Annotated in this window: 18 protein-coding genes and 1 pseudogene; 7 read left to right on the forward strand and 12 right to left on the reverse strand. The window is 69.4% G+C overall.

The window, feature by feature from the left end:
• Positions 1–2 precede the first annotated feature (2 nt).
• Positions 3–896 (reverse strand): phosphotransferase, encoded by an 894-nt coding sequence (locus tag WJM95_RS31940; RefSeq protein WP_339134059.1) that lies wholly within the window; start codon positions 894–896, stop codon positions 3–5.
• Between the two features lie 13 nt (positions 897–909).
• Positions 910–1,326: a hypothetical protein gene (locus WJM95_RS31945; protein ID WP_339134061.1), complete on the reverse strand. Its 417-nt coding sequence runs from the start codon at positions 1,324–1,326 to the stop codon at positions 910–912.
• A 164-nt stretch (positions 1,327–1,490) separates the two neighbouring features.
• Here WJM95_RS31945 and WJM95_RS31950 point away from each other — a divergent pair, with 164 nt between their 5' ends.
• From WJM95_RS31950 to WJM95_RS31960, 3 genes are all read left to right on the forward strand, one after another.
• Positions 1,491–2,048: a TetR family transcriptional regulator gene (locus WJM95_RS31950; protein ID WP_339134063.1), complete on the forward strand. Its 558-nt coding sequence runs from the start codon at positions 1,491–1,493 to the stop codon at positions 2,046–2,048.
• Entirely contained in the window at positions 2,045–2,938 is an 894-nt protein-coding gene (locus tag WJM95_RS31955; RefSeq protein WP_339134065.1) for an aldo/keto reductase, read from the forward strand. The genes WJM95_RS31950 and WJM95_RS31955 overlap by 4 nt, the downstream gene beginning before the upstream one ends.
• Positions 2,939–3,042: 104 nt before the next feature.
• On the forward strand, positions 3,043–4,065 hold the full coding sequence (locus WJM95_RS31960; protein WP_339134067.1) for an NADPH:quinone reductase: 1,023 nt from the start codon (positions 3,043–3,045) through the stop codon (positions 4,063–4,065).
• 68 nt (positions 4,066–4,133) lie between these two features.
• Here the strand turns inward: WJM95_RS31960 and WJM95_RS31965 are convergent, their stop codons facing one another.
• The 6 genes from WJM95_RS31965 to WJM95_RS31990 form a co-directional block, all read right to left on the reverse strand.
• Positions 4,134–4,814: a hypothetical protein gene (locus tag WJM95_RS31965; RefSeq protein ID WP_339134069.1), complete on the reverse strand. Its 681-nt coding sequence runs from the start codon at positions 4,812–4,814 to the stop codon at positions 4,134–4,136.
• Between the two features lie 190 nt (positions 4,815–5,004).
• A complete protein-coding gene (locus WJM95_RS31970) occupies positions 5,005–5,199 on the reverse strand; it encodes a hypothetical protein (RefSeq protein ID WP_339134071.1) in 195 nt (64 codons plus the stop codon).
• A gap of 678 nt (positions 5,200–5,877) precedes the next feature.
• Positions 5,878–6,195, reverse strand: coding sequence for a hypothetical protein (locus WJM95_RS31975; protein WP_339134073.1), 318 nt, complete (start codon positions 6,193–6,195; stop codon positions 5,878–5,880).
• An 836-nt stretch (positions 6,196–7,031) separates the two neighbouring features.
• Positions 7,032–7,625, reverse strand: a complete 594-nt coding sequence (locus WJM95_RS31980) for a DUF4291 domain-containing protein (protein ID WP_339134075.1) — start codon at positions 7,623–7,625, stop codon at positions 7,032–7,034.
• A gap of 20 nt (positions 7,626–7,645) precedes the next feature.
• On the reverse strand, positions 7,646–7,873 hold the full coding sequence (locus WJM95_RS31985; RefSeq protein ID WP_339134076.1) for a hypothetical protein: 228 nt from the start codon (positions 7,871–7,873) through the stop codon (positions 7,646–7,648).
• Positions 7,874–8,458: 585 nt separating this feature from the next.
• A complete protein-coding gene (locus WJM95_RS31990; RefSeq protein WP_339135986.1) occupies positions 8,459–9,145 on the reverse strand; it encodes a hypothetical protein in 687 nt (228 codons plus the stop codon).
• A gap of 126 nt (positions 9,146–9,271) precedes the next feature.
• Between WJM95_RS31990 and WJM95_RS31995 the strand changes: the two are divergent.
• A pseudogene (locus tag WJM95_RS31995) lies at positions 9,272–9,581 on the forward strand (DUF4291 family protein); the annotation flags it as partial.
• Positions 9,582–9,640: 59 nt separating this feature from the next.
• On the opposite strand, the gene WJM95_RS32000 reads toward WJM95_RS31995, so the two are convergent.
• The gene (locus WJM95_RS32000) at positions 9,641–9,925 is read right to left on the reverse strand and encodes a hypothetical protein (RefSeq protein WP_339134078.1); all 285 of its coding nucleotides are present in this window, start codon (positions 9,923–9,925) and stop codon (positions 9,641–9,643) included.
• Positions 9,926–10,347: 422 nt separating this feature from the next.
• Here WJM95_RS32000 and WJM95_RS32005 point away from each other — a divergent pair, with 422 nt between their 5' ends.
• The gene (locus tag WJM95_RS32005; RefSeq protein ID WP_339134080.1) at positions 10,348–11,709 is read left to right on the forward strand and encodes a beta-1,3-glucanase family protein; all 1,362 of its coding nucleotides are present in this window, start codon (positions 10,348–10,350) and stop codon (positions 11,707–11,709) included.
• A 55-nt stretch (positions 11,710–11,764) separates the two neighbouring features.
• Here the strand turns inward: WJM95_RS32005 and WJM95_RS32010 are convergent, their stop codons facing one another.
• On the reverse strand, positions 11,765–13,372 hold the full coding sequence (locus WJM95_RS32010) for an FAD-binding oxidoreductase (RefSeq protein ID WP_339134082.1): 1,608 nt from the start codon (positions 13,370–13,372) through the stop codon (positions 11,765–11,767).
• An 85-nt stretch (positions 13,373–13,457) separates the two neighbouring features.
• Between WJM95_RS32010 and WJM95_RS32015 the strand changes: the two genes are divergently transcribed.
• Positions 13,458–14,105, forward strand: a complete 648-nt coding sequence (locus WJM95_RS32015) for a TetR/AcrR family transcriptional regulator (RefSeq protein ID WP_339134084.1) — start codon at positions 13,458–13,460, stop codon at positions 14,103–14,105.
• A gap of 46 nt (positions 14,106–14,151) precedes the next feature.
• Here WJM95_RS32015 and WJM95_RS32020 read toward each other — a convergent pair whose 3' ends face one another.
• Positions 14,152–15,402 carry an MFS transporter gene (locus WJM95_RS32020; RefSeq protein ID WP_339135988.1) on the reverse strand — a complete coding sequence of 417 codons (1,251 nt, stop codon included), beginning with the start codon at positions 15,400–15,402 and terminating at the stop codon, positions 14,152–14,154.
• Positions 15,403–15,553: 151 nt separating this feature from the next.
• On the opposite strand from WJM95_RS32020, the gene WJM95_RS32025 reads away from it, so the two are divergent.
• Positions 15,554–16,519 (forward strand): LysR family transcriptional regulator, encoded by a 966-nt coding sequence (locus tag WJM95_RS32025; protein ID WP_339134086.1) that lies wholly within the window; start codon positions 15,554–15,556, stop codon positions 16,517–16,519.
• Between the two features lie 19 nt (positions 16,520–16,538).
• Here WJM95_RS32025 and WJM95_RS32030 read toward each other — a convergent pair whose 3' ends face one another.
• On the reverse strand, positions 16,539–17,408 hold the full coding sequence (locus tag WJM95_RS32030; RefSeq protein ID WP_339134088.1) for an SDR family oxidoreductase: 870 nt from the start codon (positions 17,406–17,408) through the stop codon (positions 16,539–16,541).
• Positions 17,409–17,451: the final 43 nt, after the last annotated feature.

The raw sequence follows: 17,451 nt of genomic DNA on the forward strand, positions 1-17,451 counted from the left end.
GGCTATGACGGAAACAGCCACTCCATCGAGGCAAGGCTCTTGTCGACGTACGTGCCTTGTTCCGTCTCGATGCCATGTGCGAGGTCCTCGAAGACGCTGCACCTGGCATAGAACACGGCACGCTCGCCGAGAGCGGCGAGGTCGTTGACGGCGGTTCGATAGCCGCTGATGGCGGCGCGCGCGGCGGCGGGGCCGAGATCACGGTGGAGCAGTCCGAAGTCGTAGGCCGGATCGACCACGGCCGCGTCGCTCCAGTCGATGATGCCCGTCACCGTCCATGTGACCGGGTCGATGAGAACGTGTTCGATCCCCAGATCGTTGTGGGAGAAGGCCGGGGCATATCCATCGTGCGGTGGTGCTGCATCCAAGAACGCCTCGATGGCTGGGCGATGGGCCGCCGGTACCTGCCCGGCCACCGCCGCGTAGATCTCCCTGGCCTCTTGGCTCCACTCGGCCAGGGGCTGGTGGTCCGCGTCCACCAGACCGGCCAGCCTGTCGACCGGAAAAGCGTGCAGCGCGGTGAGCAGCTCGCCGAGCGTGGCGGCGATCGAGGGGCCGTGGACCGATCGCTGGTGTTGCGGCATGTCCAGCAGCGGCGTGCCAGGGAGCTTGTAGTAGGCCAGACATCCCAACTCCGCGACCGTGAACGTCGGTTCGGGGACGGGCAGCGGCGAGATGCCGGCGACGGCGGCGAGCACGCGGGCCTCGTGTCCCACCAGGGCGGCTCGCCGTGCCGGGTCGGGCTCCTTGCTGAACCGCACGATCAGCTCACCGTTGACCTCGTAGGCCAGGTTGTCCAGGCCCTCGCCAAGCGGCACCACGGAGTCGATGCGACAGCCGCGCATGTGCGCAGCCACGACGCTACGGACGTCTTCGATGCGGTCGTGGGACGTCATGTCGCGTCGCCCCTCAGATAGCGTCGCGCTCTGCGGCCGGCGGAGAGGGCGGTTGCTCGTCGCGGCTCTCCGAGGAGAAGGCGTCGCGGCGGGCGAGGGTCACCGACAGAGGCAGTCCCAGCCGCTCGGCCGCGCGGCGCCGGACACGCACCTGCGCTCGTGTCCGGGGCCGGAAGGAGGGGAGCCGCGAGCAGCCGCAGCCAGGGCGGTGATCGTAGGTCAGCCCCTCCGCGAGCACGGTCGCGACGACGGACCATGCCTTCGTGTCGCGTCGCCGGGGCGCGGCGAAGTCGTAGCCGGCGAAGGCGAGTTGTCCACGACAGCCAGGACAGATGCGCTTGCGGACCGGCCACGAGCTGCCTTTGAAGGAGAGCCGGCACGCGACGCACACGTAGTGCCGAAAGGCGCCGTTGGACGCGTGGTAGCACATGGTCCGACAGGTTACGCATCGTCCGCGGGCGGGCCCAAGCGGATTCCTCGTGCTCGATCCGGCCAGTTGCCGCCCGGTCAACCCGTGCTGCCAGTCAAACAGAGCAGCAACTCTGTATGGTGAGTGTTACAAGCAGAGCGGTGATTCCTTTTGTGGGAGGTGCGGTGCCGCGGCTCACCGACGCACGCAAGGAACTCCGGCGCGCCCAGATCACCGAGGCCGCCGTACGCTGCTTCAGCCGCAACGGCCTGGAGCGGACCTCGATCGCCGACATCACGGCCGAGTCCGGCCTCTCGAACGGCTCGATCTACGCCCACTACCGCAGCAAGGCCGACCTGGTCCAGGCCTCCGCCCACACGGTGCTCACCAAGCGCGCCGAAGCCCTCGGCGACTACGCCGCGAGCGACACCCCGCCCGGGCCCGACGAACTGCTCGCCCGCCTGATCGCCGCGATCGACCCCGCCGAGGCCCGCGTCGGCGTGCAGACCTGGGGCGAGGCGACCACCAACCCGGCCGTCCACGGCATCGTCGTCGACACGATCGACCGGCTGCGCGCCATGGTGCACGACTGCGTCGCGGCCCACCTGGTCAAGGTCGAGCACCTCGACCCGGCCGAGGCCCAGGAGCAGGTCGTCCCGATCACCGACCGGGTGATGGCGCTCTACCTGGCCGAACTGCTGCACACCGCCTTGCGAACACCGACCGAGGAGACAGCGTCATGACCACCTCGAACGCTTCGTTGGCCAACCGCACCGTCTCCCGGATCGGCTACGGCGCCTTGCAGCTCGAGCGCCTGCACGACCGCCGCGGCGACGCCGTCGCGCTGCTGCGCCGCGCGGTCGAGCTGGGCGTCGACCACGTGGACACCGCCGAGTTCTACGGCTACGGATTCGCCAACGACGTGATCCGCGAGGCGCTGCGCCCCGAGGACGGCGTCCTGGTCGTCACGAAAGTCGGTGCCGATCCCGACCCGGGCGGGCCGCTGCCGCTGCGTCTGGCACAGCGGCCCGAACAGCTGCGCGCCAGCGTCGAGGACAACCTGCGAAGCCTCGGCACCGACCAGCTCTCGGTGGTCAACCTGCGCCGCCTCGACTCCGGCCCCGGCCTGCGCCCCGACGGCGACCAAGTCGTCGACCTCGACGACCAGCTCGCGGTGATGACCGCCCTGCGCGACGAGGGGAAGATCGGCGCGATCGGCCTGAGCAGCGTCACCCTCGACGGCCTGCGCCGCGCTCTTCCGGCGGACATCGCCTGCGTGCAGAACGCCTACAGCCTCGTCTCCCGCGACGACGAGGACCTGCTGCGGCTCTGCGCGGCCGAAGGCATCGCCTGGGTGCCGTTCTTCCCGCTGGGCGGTGCCTTCCCGGGCATGCCCAAAGCAACCGACGAGCCGGCGGTACACGCCGTGGCCGAGTCCCTGGGCGTCACGCCCGCCCAGGTCGGCCTCGCCTGGCTGCTGCACCACGCCCCGCACGTGCTGCTCATCCCCGGCACCGCCGACACCGCCCATCTGGAGGCCAACATCGCGGCCGGCGAGATCACCCTCGACGCCGCGACCCTCGCCACCCTCGATGCCATCGAGTCCCGTTCCAACGAAGTCCCCATCGACTGACCGGAATCGACTGACCGGAACCGACCGGCCCCGGCTCGCGACTGCGGCCCAGGTGCCCGGCCGCTGCGCACCGCCCCTTTCCTCCATGGTTCTAAGGACAGATCATGATGAAAGCCATCGTCCACCGCGACAACGGCGGCCCCGAGGTTCTTCAGCTGGTCGATCGTGACCTGCCTGTGCCCGGCCCCGGCGAGGTCCGTGTCCGGGTCGCCGTGTCCGGGGTCAACCCGGCCGACTGGCACGCCCGTTCAGGCGCCGCCCATGCCAAGCTGTTCGCCGAAATCACCCCGCACCTCGACGGTGCCGGCGTGGTCGACGCCGTGGGTGAGGGAGTCGAGCAGAGCCGGGTCGGCCAGCGGGTCTGGCTGTACCTGGCCGCCGCCGGGCGGCCCACCGGCACCGCCGCCGAGTACACCGTCGTACCCGCCGAGTTGGCCGTGCCACTGCCCGACGATGCCGGCTTCGACCTCGGTGCCTCACTCGGCGTTCCCGCGCTGACCGCTCATCGCGCGCTCACCGTCGCGGAGGACGGACCCCGCCGTCTCCGTCCCGGGGCGCTGGACGGCCAGGTCGTGCTCGCCGCGGGCGGGGCCGGGGCGGTCGGGCACGCGGTGATCCAGCTCGCCCGCTGGGCCGGCGCGACCGTGATCAGCACGGTCAGCGGACCGGAGAAGGCCCGGCTGGCCACCGCCGCCGGTGCCCACCACGTGATCAACTATCGCGAAGGCGACCCGGCCACCGAGATCCGCAAGATCGCCCCGGACGGCGTCGACATCGTCGCCGAGGTGGCGCTCGGCGCGAACCTCGCCCTGGACCTGGCCGTGCTGCGGACGCGCGGCACGATCGCCACCTACGCCAACGACGGCGGCAAGCCGGTCGAACTGAACGTGATGCAGAACATGGCGCTCAACACACGTCTTCAGTTCCTGGTGCTCTACACGGCCGGCCCGGAGGCACGCGCCGCGGCCGTCGAGGACGTCTCCGCAGCGGTCCGCGACGGCGCCCTGCCGGTCGGCGAAGAACACGGCCTGCCACTGCTCCGCCTCCCGCTCCACCGCACGGCCGACGCACACCGGGCAGTGGAAGGCGGAGCGGTCGGCAAAGTCCTGGTGGACATCACGTCCTGACACATCGCCGGCTGCCGCGCCGACATCGATGGCCGGCGATCGGGGCCCGTCGCCGAGCCGGACGGCGACTAGACAAAAACGCGGTGGGAGCCGGCGAGAAGGGCGCGCAGCGGGGCCGTGTCGGGGGTGTCGGCGACGGCGGCGTCGATGGCGTCGTCCATGCCCTTCTCCCAGGACTCGGGCAGAGCGAGTCCGGGCTGTCCCGACCAGGCGATGTCCGGTTCCGCGTGTCCGGACTCGACGAGGCGCAGGTGGATCATGCCCGCGAGAGCGTCGAAGACCGTGGGTCGAATGAAGTTGCGGGCGGACGTCCCGGACAGTCGCGCCGCCTGATGCGGTTTGGGCATGCGGTCGGCGACCGCCATCCACAGCAGACCGCGGTCGAACGCGTCGAGTATCTCCTCCAGGCCGGGCAACGCGCTGTCGGCCACCGCTTCGGTCGTGGCGGTTCGGTCCACGGTCTTCGCCGTCTCGCCCGTGTCCTGTGCCGACGAGCGAGTTGCCCTGGCCACGGCGACTCGCAGCGGCCGGGACCAGTCCTCGGCGTCCGCGACGGCGCGGGCCATCACGAGGTCGTCCCAAGTCATGCGCCGCAGCGGCGCCGCCTCCCGCGTCAGCGTGCGCGCCTCCAATGCGACGAACACCTGGTCCAGGTCGCGCAGCAGAGTGAGCGCGGCCGGCTCGTCGGCCGCCTCGCCGGGCCGGCCATCGGTGGGCAGCTTCTCGATCAGGGCGATCCGTTCGGCCATCGGCGGGTACCGCCGACCGCAAGTCGCTCCCGTCCTTGCCTTTAGTCGCTGATGAGTTGGATAAAGAGCTTCGAGCCCGGTATCCCCGCGAGGCATCAACGCGCGACTTCCATGACCGCGTCATGACCATCAGGCGAGGCGCATCCAATCCAGATCTTCCGTTTTGAGCCAGGGTGGTAGCACCCCTACTTTAGACGGGCCGCTGGCGTTCCTTCACTCGCTTGAGTACGACGGCGCGAATGGCGTGGAAGTCGGCGGTCGTGAAGTCGTCGTCCGTGAGCCAGAGGTGTTTCAGCTCCTCCAGCGTCGCGCGATCCTTCTCGTCCGCGATTACGTCGGCCTCGGGACGCGTGGTCGTCGCGGGCTCGTAGCCGGACGTGTCCAACTTCGTGAGGCCTCGACAAGGGACTTCCGCGAACAGGTATGGCCGTCAAACGCGGCGCTACCAGGGCCGAGCTCCCTTTCTAGCTGAAGCCGGGAGCCCGGCGCCCACCCGACGCCACAGCCGGGCTCTCTTCCCGCTCGCAACCGGCCCAACAAGTCGAAACGGCCCGCCGGAAATGCCGACGGGCCGCTACGAATGATCGAAGCTATCTGGGAGGATCTATGATTTTGGTCCATCCCACCGATAGGCCCCAGGATCCCTTTGTCTTGCTGGTAACCGACACAGCGACGTTCTTGCGGCTGCGGCTGAGACCTACTTCGTTGTACTGCCCAGGGTCACCGTTTGCGCAGACGACGGTATAGCTCACGAGAGAGCCGACATTGACGTCGATCGTCCCTGAACCCGAACAGATCGCCGCGACTTCCAGGGTGCCCCGATTGATTTGAGAAATCTCCGGAAACGAGTAAGGTCCGGCCTTTCCACCCGTTTCGATGAACTTTTTCTGTGCGTCTGGAAGTTGGGGCGCAGCGCGAGGGTCTGCGGTGGCAGAAGGAGCAGTGGAAGAAATTCTGGGCGAAGCGGTTTTGACCGGCGTCCCACTCGCGGAGGCTCGATCCCCGGATGGCGTCGCACTGGTGCACCCGGTCAACGCGAGCAGAGCCACCGGAACGACTATCCCTATTCGTCCCATGTGTACCACCCGACATGCATGGGTCCATAACCTGTCACGTGGTTTTTCGTCAGGTAGCAGGTGTGATGCTGGTAGTAGGCGGTACCGGTGAACTTGCGGCGCCACACGCCGTACTGAGCATAGACAGTCTTATGCGGAGGAACGTTCTTGACGTGAACCACGTTGCCGAGTTTGGCAGTCATCGAAGTCTGCAACGTGATGCTGTATTGGGTACTGACTTCGGCCAGTACAGCGCTGACCTTGGTCGTGATTTGGCCTGTGAAGCTGGCGCCGACGGTCCCAGACACCTCGGACGTGAAGTCCATGTCTTCTTTTTCGTGGCTGCCGTTATAGTCTGATTGGCTTGGGCCTACGGCTTGGTGGTACTTGCCATCGAGAGAAGCGGGCTTGAACCACCGGATCTCGTTGCAGTCGCCAGCGGCGGGGCACTTCTGCCCAGGTGCGCATGCGTCGCCGCCAGGGATGTCGGGCTCATTATCCCGTGCCGGATCGGTCGGGGCGTCACTCAGGGACTCAGTTGGAGTCGCCGGCGGCGCAGAGTTGAGCAGACCGTCACTGTCGTCATTGCCGTCTTGAGGTGTCGCTGTGGTCGTCGCGGGAGACGCGGTTGGGCCAGCAGCCAGCGCCGGGGTTGATACCCCCAAGACCATGGCACTTGCGAAAACTATCGAGCCTGCGAGTAGCCGCACTTATTCCCCCTGCTTCCCGTGAATATAAGCGGCTGGTCAGGCCGTCGATCACGGAGCCTACGGATCACTGAGTATGCTGTGTGCAAAGTTGAGAGAACCCTGAGGTTGGGGTCCCGGTACCGCTGGGCCTCACTCCGCCACGCACCTCACGGACGCTGTCCATGTCTACGGAATGGCGTCAGCCAGCTCTCTGACCAGTAAATTTATTACGGCATGAGCAAGGCTTGACGGAGGGCAACACGAGGCTGTGAGCCTCAGTAGGCCACCGTGCTCCGCGTCGGCCAGGACGCCGGTCATGCTCAGGCTGTAAGAGTCAGCCCCTGCGCGCGGGCATGCGGCGGTTGGACCAGCCAAAGGTCTGTGAACGCGGCTTGACATGGGTCATCACGCAGCGTCCACAGACCTATGTCGCCGTGTGACCGTGGGTGATGCGGTTGTGCCCGGACTGCCGGTCAGGGACACAGATGGGCCAGTAGCTCTTCGCCGGCGGGGTATCCCTGCTCCTGGGGGAGCAGTCGGGCAGCTGCGTCCAGTTGGCCGTCCTTGACGAGTGTGTGGATCTCATGAGCGAGCGGGGTCACATCGTTGATGGACACGGTCCACTCGTTCGCGTAACGCGACGATGCCTCACCGGAGAGCCCCAGTTGGAGCGAGCGGTGGGGCAGGGCATGCAGGTGCAGATCGCGTTCGGGATCCCACTGGACGCGGGCCGGTGCGCGCTTGAGGTCGCGCTGCCAGGCGCTGCGGTCGGGATGCAGTCCGCGCACGTAGTGCGACAGACACGCGTTGCTCAGAGCCCAGTCGAAGCCGTCGCGGGTGATCTCGACGGCGAGGACGGTCTCCTGACCCTCCTTCGTTCCCCAGCCGCAGCGGTACATCATCCACAGGAAACTGGGCTTAATCCACGTCATTCGGTCAGGCTTCCACGCGGCGGGAAAACGACCGTCGCGGGCGGCGGGTCCGCCGATCTCCGGGCGGTACGCCTGATAGACAGTGATCGTGGACGCCGTGTGGAGCGCACGAATCCTGCGGAGCGGTTCTTCCATGGCCTACAGCGTGGGCCAGGTCAGCTCACATGACCATCGATTTTTTCGGCCCGTTGCTCGATCTGACGGAGCAGGTCAGACGCGGGCAGAAGACAGTCGCCCGTGCCAGCAACATCGCGTCCGTGACAGTCGGTCTTGTCATACAGCGGCCGAAGATCTATGGCAGCCACCCACGGCTCGCCGTCGTCGTAGTCGGTACCAGTGCCCGGATGGGGAAACTCGATGCTGCCGTGGATGTCCGTGCTCACGGCACCGCCACCTAATACCGCCCGGCTGGACAGATTGAGCAGTGCAGGTCAGCGGCGGAGGCGCGCTCTGTCCCCGTAGATGCGCAGGATGCAGTCCCTGAAGCAGATCAGAGGCGTGCCCCCGTCCGAAGGATGCAAGGTCAGTCCCAGAGCCATCAACGGGCGGATGGCCTCAGCGTTCCTGCTGCCGTCGAGGTCAGGCCCTTGCACGGCTGCCCATGCCTCGAACAGTGCCCTGGCACCCTCCCAACCCGGTCCGGGCACGAAGTGGCACAAGAAAGCCGGCTGGTCGACCCCGTACTCGCGAAGCTCACCGACCCGAATGTCTCCGCGCATGAGCCACCACGTCTTCCCCGTCCCTCCCCTGATCCGCTCCACGAAAGGACGCTACTGCCGTTCGATCGCACTCGGGATGTGGGAACCAGCCGCTCCACGTGGGAACAAGGTGGTTGGACCGCCCTTCGTAATGGTCTGTGAACGCACCTTGACATGGATCATCAAGCAGCGTTCACGGACCTCTGTCCGTCGCTCGACGGGTTCGCGCACGCCCCTCCGCCGATCAAGTGTCGGCGTACATGTCGAATGTCAGATAGGCAGGTCATGGCCACAGTGCCATGCACGATGACGATCCCGGGCCCCGTGCTGGCGGTCTGGCCGTACGACCGGCGTAGGAAAGTCCAGAACGCGGGCGAGTGCGGCTGTGACAGCAGAGCAGTGGTCCGGCAACTGCCCAGAGGCCCAATCGGCTGCCAGCGCGAGGAAGTCGGCCAGGTCGCGTTCGGCACCAGCAAGCAGGCGACGGAGTTCGTTGGTGGGCAGTTCGATCACCGGGCTGTCACTCCGCTCAGCATTGACGGTGAGCCGGATGGTGTTGCCGAAGCGCTCCGCAATCGGTGAAACGGGGGCATGGCCGAACCCGAGCAGGCCGCCGTCGTCGAATCGCTGCCAGTCGCGCCAGTCCTCCAGCCCGTCACAGCAACCAGGAAGGAAGGCGACACCCGTGGTGTTGTCGGTGACCCGTAGCCCGCCGGCCGCAAACAAAGTGTCGAAGGTCAGCAGTCCGTGAAGAAATGATTCGAGAGCGGCGACCGGCCGAGGCGGACGACCATCGTCAGGGCCGACGTTGTTGCACTCTGCAATGCGCATCACCGCTGTCCCGACCTCAGCAGGTGACAGCTCGCCGCTGAGCGGCAGGAAGGCGAACGGCTCAAACTCGGCGACAGGCCAGAGGCCGAAGCCGTCAGTGGTGGTCATCTCCAAGACGGGCTGCATCACGATCACCCGGCACAGTGTTCCGTAGCCTCCGTCCGTCGCGCCTCCGGGTTACGCCGGAGCCCTGGTACGCGGGCCGTCACCGGTCCTGACCACGCTGAGGCTGAGCCCAGGAATGATCCCCTCGTGACATGGATCAAACCCAGCTTCCTGTGGATGATGTACCGCTGAAGCTGGGGCACGAAGGAAGGTCAGGAGACCGTCCTCGCCGTCGAGATCAACCGCGACGGCTTCGACCGGGCGCTGCGTCATGCCTGCCTGTCGCACTACGTGTGTGGGCTCCACCCGCCCGCAATGCCTGGCAGCGTGACCTCAAGCGCGCACCGGACCGTGTGCAATGGGATCTCGAACGCGATCTGCACCTGCATCCCTGCCGCACCGCTCGCTGCAACTGGGGCACTCGGGTGAGGCGTCGTCGCGCTACGCGAACGAGTGGGGCGCCGGCATCACCCACGGGTCACATGGCGTCGGCACGGGCGGCCGGGCCGAGCGCTGTCATGCGGAAGCCACCACCTCGCCGGCCATGACCCGGGGAGGGTTGGGGAGCAGGGACGCGAGGTTGTCCCGCACGAAGTCCGCGGCCCGCGCGATCGATTCCTCGGCACCGGCCCGGTCCTGGAAGACGCTGGTCGAGACCATCACTCCGTCTCCGGCATCGATCCAGTAGTAGGCGACGAAGCCGGGGACCTGGCGCATGAGTGCCACGAACCCCTCGTTCACGAGACGTGCCGCCTCGGCCGCATCCGTCACGCCTTCGTACCGCCGGACTGCTGCGTACATCGCCGAGCTCCTCACGGTGTTCCGGGTTCGATCACTGCTGAGACGTCGTACCCCTGCGACGGCCGCCCCGCTCATGAGGCGTCCGGCAGTCACCTGAACGGCCGCCTCGGGTGATCCGAACGGCGGCCGCCGGCCCGGACACAAGGCCCTGCTCGGCCGGGAACCCCCGAGTGATGAGTCAACTCTTGAACGCGGCGCTCGCCCGGAGGCTTTCGAGGTGTCGGGGGTCGAATGTCCCCGGGCGCCGGACGCGGTCCAACCGGTGACGTGTGTGCATCCGCCGGGGTCGAGACGCCAACTGTTTTGATTTCGGCTTCAGTTGTTGACGTCTGGAGGGTGCGGGGATACAACCCGGAGAGAGCGCTCTCCGTCTGCTGTTGCTCCGCCCCCACGCACGCCGACCCGGCATGAGGAGATCCCGCATGCAGTCCTTAGCCAGCGCCAGCGCACCTCTCCGGCACCCCTCGCGCGGAACCGCCCGATCCCGTACGGCACTCGGTCTCGTCGTCGTCCTGATCGCCGCCTGCGTCGCCTTCCTGAGCCCCTCGTCCGCGCACGCCGCCGACCAGTTGCTGTCCCAGGGGCGGCCCGCCGCGGCCTCCTCGGTGGAGAACGGCTCGTTCCCGGCCGGGGCCGCGGTCGACGGGAACACCGGCACCCGCTGGTCCTCGGCCTTCTCCGACCCGCAGTGGCTGCGCGTCGATCTCGGGTCGGTCCAGCAACTCACCCGCGTCACCCTGAACTGGGAGGCCGCCTACGCCACCGCCTTCCAGATCCAGACCTCCGCGGACGCGAACACCTGGGCCACCGTGTACTCCACGACGACCGGCACCGGCGGCACCCAGAACGTCAACATCACCGGCAGCGGCCGGTACGTACGCGTCCTCGGAACGACGCGTGCCACCCCGTACGGCTACTCCCTGTGGGAGTTCCAGGTGTACGGGCCCGGAAGCACCACCCCGCCGGACAGCTTCTGGGGCAGCACCAGTGACATACCCGCCGCCAACAACGCCGTCGAGGTGAAGATCCTCAACCGCACCAACGGCAAGTACCCGGACAGCCAGGTGTACTGGAGTTTCAACGGCCAGGTCCACTCCATCGCCGAGCAGCCCTACCTCGACATGCCGGCCAACTCCGCGGGCCGCATGTACTTCTACCTCGGATCGCCCAACGGCCCGTACTACGACTTCATCGAGTTCACCGTCGGCAACAACGTCTTCAACGGCAACACCACCAGGGTCGACGCCTTCGGCCTCAAACTGGCCATGCGCCTGCACTCCAAGGACGGTTACGACACCGAGGTCGGTGAGAACCGGCAGACCTTCGCCGAGGACCGCGCGACCACCTTCCAGCGGTTCACGGCCGCCGTGCCCGACCAGTTCAAGGTGCTGGCGCAGACCCAGTCCCCGTACCGGATCATCGCGCCCGGCAGCGACCCGAGCTTCCGGGCCGGCGGAGCCAACGCCAACTACTTCACTGCCTATGCCCAGTCCGTGGGCGTGAACGCCGCCACCTCCGACATCTTCGGCTGCGCGGCGGCGCTCGCCGGCAACCCGAACATGTGCGCCGCCCTCAACCGTCACGTGGCGACCCTGCCCGCCTCCCAACAGGGCGATCCCGCCCAGTTCTACAAGGCGGCACCCGCCAACTACTACGCCAAGTTCTGGCACGACAACGCCATCAACAACCTCGCCTACGGCTTCCCCTACGACGACGTGGCGGGCCAGTCCTCGTTCATCTCCCACGGCAGCCCGCAGTGGCTGCTGGTCGCCGTCGGCTGGTAGCCGGGGCCGCGGGCGCGGGGCGGCTCGGCCCCGTGCCCGCGGCGAAGGAGCCGATTCAGCGAAGGGGGTCGATCACGACGCCGGGATTGAGGATCCCGGACGGGTCCAGCACGGCCTTGCCCGCCCGCAGGGCGGCGGCGAACAGGTCCGGGCGCTGCCGGTCGTACCACGGCCGGTGGTCCCGGCCCACCGCGTGATGGTGGGTGATGGTGGCGCCGTGCGCGAGCAGCGCCTCGGACACCGCCCGCTTGATCTCGTCCCACTGCTCCACGGTCCTGCCCCACGTGCCCGAGGCGTAGACCCCGAAGTACGGGGCGGGTCCGTCGGGATAGACGTGGGTGAACCGGCAGGTCACGACGCCCGTGGCGCCGACCTGGCGCATCGCGTCCCGGGCCGCGCTGTCCACGGCCGCGCGCAGCGCGTCGAACCGGTCCCAGGTGCAGGCCGTCTCGAACGTCTCGACGATCATGCCCTGAGCCGCGAGGGCGTCCCGTTGGTAGGGCATCCGCAGGAAGGAGGAGCGCCAGGTGTCGGCGGCCGAGGTCCGCGCGGTCGTGTCCGCGGTGTCGGTGTGGCGCGGCGGCTCGGGCAGCGTGCCCCCGTGATCCCGGCAGAGTTCCAGGGCGCGTTCCATCCAGGCGGTCACCGGGTGGTCGGCGGACTCGAAGCCGAGCACCAGGACCGCGGTCGGGCTGCCCGCGTTGATGAAGGCCTCCACCGGGTCCAGCAGGCGGCAGTTGGCGGGATCGAGCCCGGACTGCGCGAGGGCTCGTACGGCCCGGACGCCCGCTTCGTAGTCCTTGAACGCGACCGAGGCTCCGGACCGCCGGCGCGGACGGTCCTGGAGGCGTACCCAGGCCTGGGTGATGACACCGAGCGACCCCTCGGAACCGAGGAACATCCGGTCGGGCGAGGGTCCGGCACCCGAGCCCGGCAGCCGGCGGCTCTCGACCACGCCGGCGGGGGTGACCACCCGCAGCGACTCGGTGAGGTCGTCGATGTGCGTGAGACGGGTCGCGAAATGACCGCCCGCCCGGGTCGCCAGCCAGCCGCCGAGCGTGGAGAACTCGAAGGACTGGGGGAAGAACCGGAGCGTGTACCCGTGGGGCCTGAGCTGCTCCTCCAGATCGGGGCCGAGGACGCCGGCCTGCACGAGCGCCGCCCGACTGGTCCCGTCCACCTCCAGGACCCGGTCCAGGCGGCCGAGATCCAGGCTGACCACCCCGGCGTACTCCGCGCCCGTACGGGCTTCGACGCCTCCCACCACCGAGGTGCCGCCGCCGAACGGGACGACGGCGATCCCGGCTCCGTCGCACCACTCCAGCGTCCGTACGACCTCGGCCTCCGACGTGGGACGCATGACCAGGTCCGGCACATGGGGCAGCTGCCCGAGCAGCGCGCGGACGACGTCGCGGAACGCCTGGCCGTGGCTGTGCGCCAGCCGGTCGCGGGTGTCGTACGAGGCCAGCGCGGCCAGCGCGGGGGGAGCCGTGACCCGGCTCGGTGCCACGTCGAACGACTCCACCGGTGGGGCCTCGTGGACGGTCAGGTCGGCGTCCGGAAGCAACTCGGCGGTGCGGCGGGTGAGTTCGGCGCGCTCCGCGCCGGTCACGGCGTCCTCGACGTTGCCCCAGCCCCACCACGAACGGGTCCTGTCGCTCATCGCTCTCCCCAGGTCATCCGACTTGAACCACTGAACTGAACATCGGGTAACTTACCGGTCGGTCACTTTGGCATAGGGTGGGGACATGAGCAAGCAGGCGAGGGCCACGCAGGGCGTGGGCACCAAGGGGATGCCCCGCAGGGACCGGGAGCGGCTGATCCTGGAGGCGGCCGCCGAGGAGTTCGGCGCGAAGGGCTACGCGCGCGGGTCGACCGCGCAGGTGGCGGCACGGGCCGGCATCACCAAACCCATGATCTACGAGTACTTCGGGTCCAAGGACAGCCTCTATCTGACCTGCCTCGACCAGGCCGGCACCCGCCTGGTCGAGGCCGTCGCGTCCGCCCAGCAGGGCCCCTCGGACCTCTCGCGCGCCGTGCGCACCCTGGAGGCGGTCTTCCGCGCTCTCGAATCCCGCCGGCACGACTGGGAACTCGTCTACGACGGGACGCTTCCCGCCGAGGGCCCGCTGCCCGCGGCCGCGGCCGGGTACCGGAGGGAACTCAACCGGATGGGCGCGGTGGGCGTGGCCGAGTTCCTGAACGCCTCCACGGCCGTCGAGCCTCTCGACGCCGACCTCGTCACCCATCTCTGGTACGGGACCGTGAGCGCCGCCGTGGCCTGGTGGCGGCACCACCCCGAGCAGACGGCCGACGACATGGCCGCGCGCTTCGAACGGATCGTCGCGGTGCTCTGCCCAGACCTGTGGGCGACGCCTTCGCCCCCCGCAAGCTGACGCAACACCCCTTCAAGGGGACCCGCTTCAGGTGGACCGGAGGTCCTCAGACGCGCTCCGCCGCCGCCTCCGCCTCCGCCCCCGAGACGGACACCGCGGCCCGTCGGGGGAGGAGCAGCGGTGTCGCCAGCAGGATCACACCGGCCAGGGCGATCGCGGTGCGCGGTCCGAGCAGGGCGCCGAGCACGCCCCACAGCGCGGTCAGCAGCGCGGTCGAGGCCTTGGTCGTCACCGCCCAGGCGGTCAGCGTGCGCGTGACCCGGTCGTTCCGGGTGCGTTCGAGACGGCAGGTGGAGGAGACGGGGTTGAACACCCCGCAGCAGAAGATGAGCCCGAGCTCGACCCCCATGACCAGCAGCAGCCCTCCGGTGCCCGGTCCGATGAAGGCCAGGCCGATCGGCCACAGTGCGCGCAGGGCCCCGGAGGCGACCATGACCCGGTGCTGTCCGAACCGGGTGACCAGGGGCCGGGCCAGCCGGGAGCCGAGCAGACCGCCGATCGAGGGCGCGGCGAACGCGAGACCGTACTGCCACGGTGAGAAACCGAGCCCGCCGAGCATGAGGACGGCCAGCAACGGCTGGGTGGCCATCACCAGGGCGTTGAACACGGCGGTGTTGAGGAACAGCGGACGCAGGGTGGGGTCGGCGAGGATGTACCGCCAGCCGTCGAGCAGTTCGGGGGCCCGCATGCGCCCGGCCGGCCGGCGTTCGGGCCGCGGCTCGCGCCCGCCCGACGCGCGGACGCCCAGGGCGGAGAGCAGATAGCTGACCCCGTCGGCCACCACCGTCACCACCGGACCCAGGAGCCCGATCGCCGCGCCGCCCAGCGGCGGCCCGATGATCGTGGTCGTCCAGGCCGTCGACTCGAACCGGGCCCCGGCGACGAGCAGGTCCCCGGCCGGCACCAGCGTCTTCAGATACGCGCCGGAAGCGGCACGGAAGGTGATGTCGGCCGCCGCGACGACGACGGACACCAGCAGGAGCTGGACGAAGGTGAGGACGCCGAGCGCGAAGGCGACGGGGACCGTGGACAGTGCCGCGAACCGCACCAGGTCCATCGCGATCAGCACCGGCCGCTTGCGGCGGAACTCCACCCACGGTCCGAGCGGCACCGCCACCGCCGCGCCCACCGCGGCCGCCACCGAGGCGAGCGCGGCGACCTCGGCCGGTCCGGCGTGCAGGACGCGAATCGCGATCAGCTCGAACGAGCCGAACGCGAGCCATGTGCCGAGCGCGCTGGCACCGTAGGCGCCCCAGAGCCACCCGAACCGCCGCCCCAGCCGGTGCCCGCTCCTCATGCCCGACACGCGTCGCCCCTCACCCGTAGCGCACCCCTCACCCGTACCGCCGATCCGTGTCCGAGGACATCAAAGCGAGCACGGTGACCGGGGATCAAACAACCGCGGGACCACAGGGCACAACCATCGGTTGTGGAGCTAGGGTGGGCGGGTGGACCTCGACACCGTCAGGACCTTCGTCGCCGTCGCCGACACCGGGCGGTTCCAGGAGGCCGCCGCCGAGCTGTCGGTCACCCAGCAGGCCGTCTCCAAGCGCATCGCCGCGCTGGAACGCGCCCTGGGGGTAAGGCTGTTCACTCGCACCCCGCGAGGCGCCGAGCTCACCATCGACGGTCAGGCGTTCCTGCCCCACGCGCGTGAGCTGCTGCGGGTGTCCGAGCGGGCCGTCGCGTCCGTCCGCACCGGCCGCCGGCCGCTGCGCGTCGACATCATCGCCTCGCGCGGCGCGGCCTCGGGTCTCATGCGCGGCTTCCACCGCACGCACCCCGAGGTGGACCTCGACGTGGTGATGCTGTTCGCCATCGAGAAGGCCGTCGCCGCCGTCCGCTCCGGCGAGATCGACGCGTCCTTCCGCGCGGTCGCCGCACCGGGCAGACCGCTTCCCGAGGACATCGAGTCCGTACGGGTGCTCGACGAGCCGCTCCACCTGCTCACCGGTCCGGCCCACGCGCTGGCGGGAGCCCGCTCCGTGACGGTCGCCGAGCTCGTCGGCCACCGGATCTGGATGCCGGGCATCGTCCCCGGCACCGAGTGGGCCGCCTACTACGACGACCTCGTCGCCGCGTTCGGTCTCACCATCGAGGCGACCGGCCCCAACTTCGGCTCCGACGCGCTGCTGGACACCGTCGCCGACACACCGGCGCTGGCCACCTTCATGGGGGAGCGGACCCTTCCCCGGCTGCCGAGGGACGGCGGCGCCCCCGGCGTCGGACCGGCCGGCCTCGGTCTGCGCCTGATCCCGGTGACCGGCCCGACACCCGTCTACCCGCATGCGCTGCTGTGGCACCGCGACAACCCCCACCCGGCGCTGGCCACCCTGCGCGCCCACCTCGCCACCGCGGCGGCCGGCCCCGACACGGCCGGGACCTGGGTCCCGGACTGGGTGATCCCGCGCTGAGTCACGCCTCCGCGGCACGTCAGGGCGCGGGGGGCCCGTCGGCCGAGGCGCGCAGGAGCTGGTCGAGCGAGGTCGCCCGGTGCCCCGTGAGGTCCTCGACGGCGGTGGTCACGGCGGCGAGCGATCCGTCGGCGATCGCCGCGTAGGTGGACACCCAGGCGTCGAGCTGCCAGTCGGGCGCCCCGTATTCCGCGCGCGAGGCATAGGCCTCCTCGGTCGTCTCCGGGACGTAGGAGACCGGCCGGCCGCCGACGGCGGTGAGGGTACGGGCCACTTCGGTCAGCGTGAGCGATTCCGGTCCCGTGAGCTCGTACGTACGGCCGGTGTGCGGAGCCGGATCGCGCAGCACCGCCACCGTGGCGTCGGCGATGTCGTCCTGGGCGACGACGGCCGCGCTGCCGCTACCGGCCGGGCCGCGGATGACACCGTCGGCGCCGACGAGGGCGGGCATGAAGTCGGCGTACAGGTTGTCGCGCAGGAAGGTGCAGGGGATTCCGCTCGCGCGGATGTGCTGCTCGGTGTGCCAGTGGTCCCGGGCCAGGGTGAAGGTCGCGTCGGGTGCGGCCCCGTAGAAGGAGATGTAGACCAGGTGCGCGACACCCGCCTGGGCGGCGGCGTCGACGAAGGTGCGGTGGTCACGGAGCCGGTCGGGGGACTCCGAGGCCGAGACCATCAGCACGCGGTCGGTGGCGCGCAGGGCGCGGACGAGGGCTTCCCGGTCGTCGTAGGCGCCGGGGACGGCGATCGCGCCGGGCAGCCGGGGCGCACGGGACGGGGTGCGGGCCAGGAGGGTCTGGGCGAGGCCGGCCGCGGCCAGCCTGCGGGCGACCCGCCCGCCCAGACGGCCGGTGGCTCCGGTGATCGCGTAGGTGGCGTCGGTGGGGGCCAAGGTTCTCCTTCTTGAGCGGACACCGGGGTGGTTTCACCAGACG

This window comes from Streptomyces sp. f51, assembly GCF_037940415.1.
Lineage (GTDB): Bacteria > Actinomycetota > Actinomycetes > Streptomycetales > Streptomycetaceae > Streptomyces.

What these genes read in the sequence shown, in the direction of transcription:
- WJM95_RS31990 (WP_339135986.1), bottom strand. Translation starts at nt 9,145, where the DNA reads ATGCAGCCCGTCTTGGAGATGACCACCACTGACGGCTTCGGCCTCTGG.
- WJM95_RS32005 (WP_339134080.1), top strand. Translation starts at nt 10,348, where the DNA reads ATGCAGTCCTTAGCCAGCGCCAGCGCACCTCTCCGGCACCCCTCGCGC.
- WJM95_RS32010 (WP_339134082.1), bottom strand. Translation starts at nt 13,372, where the DNA reads ATGAGCGACAGGACCCGTTCGTGGTGGGGCTGGGGCAACGTCGAGGAC.
- WJM95_RS31960 (WP_339134067.1), top strand. Translation starts at nt 3,043, where the DNA reads ATGATGAAAGCCATCGTCCACCGCGACAACGGCGGCCCCGAGGTTCTT.
- WJM95_RS32015 (WP_339134084.1), top strand. Translation starts at nt 13,458, where the DNA reads ATGAGCAAGCAGGCGAGGGCCACGCAGGGCGTGGGCACCAAGGGGATG.
- WJM95_RS31945 (WP_339134061.1), bottom strand. Translation starts at nt 1,326, where the DNA reads ATGTGCTACCACGCGTCCAACGGCGCCTTTCGGCACTACGTGTGCGTC.
- WJM95_RS32000 (WP_339134078.1), bottom strand. Translation starts at nt 9,925, where the DNA reads ATGTACGCAGCAGTCCGGCGGTACGAAGGCGTGACGGATGCGGCCGAG.
- WJM95_RS31965 (WP_339134069.1), bottom strand. Translation starts at nt 4,814, where the DNA reads ATGGCCGAACGGATCGCCCTGATCGAGAAGCTGCCCACCGATGGCCGG.
- WJM95_RS31980 (WP_339134075.1), bottom strand. Translation starts at nt 7,625, where the DNA reads ATGGAAGAACCGCTCCGCAGGATTCGTGCGCTCCACACGGCGTCCACG.
- WJM95_RS31940 (WP_339134059.1), bottom strand. Translation starts at nt 896, where the DNA reads ATGACGTCCCACGACCGCATCGAAGACGTCCGTAGCGTCGTGGCTGCG.
- WJM95_RS31955 (WP_339134065.1), top strand. Translation starts at nt 2,045, where the DNA reads ATGACCACCTCGAACGCTTCGTTGGCCAACCGCACCGTCTCCCGGATC.
- WJM95_RS31975 (WP_339134073.1), bottom strand. Translation starts at nt 6,195, where the DNA reads ATGGACTTCACGTCCGAGGTGTCTGGGACCGTCGGCGCCAGCTTCACA.
- WJM95_RS32020 (WP_339135988.1), bottom strand. Translation starts at nt 15,402, where the DNA reads ATGAGGAGCGGGCACCGGCTGGGGCGGCGGTTCGGGTGGCTCTGGGGC.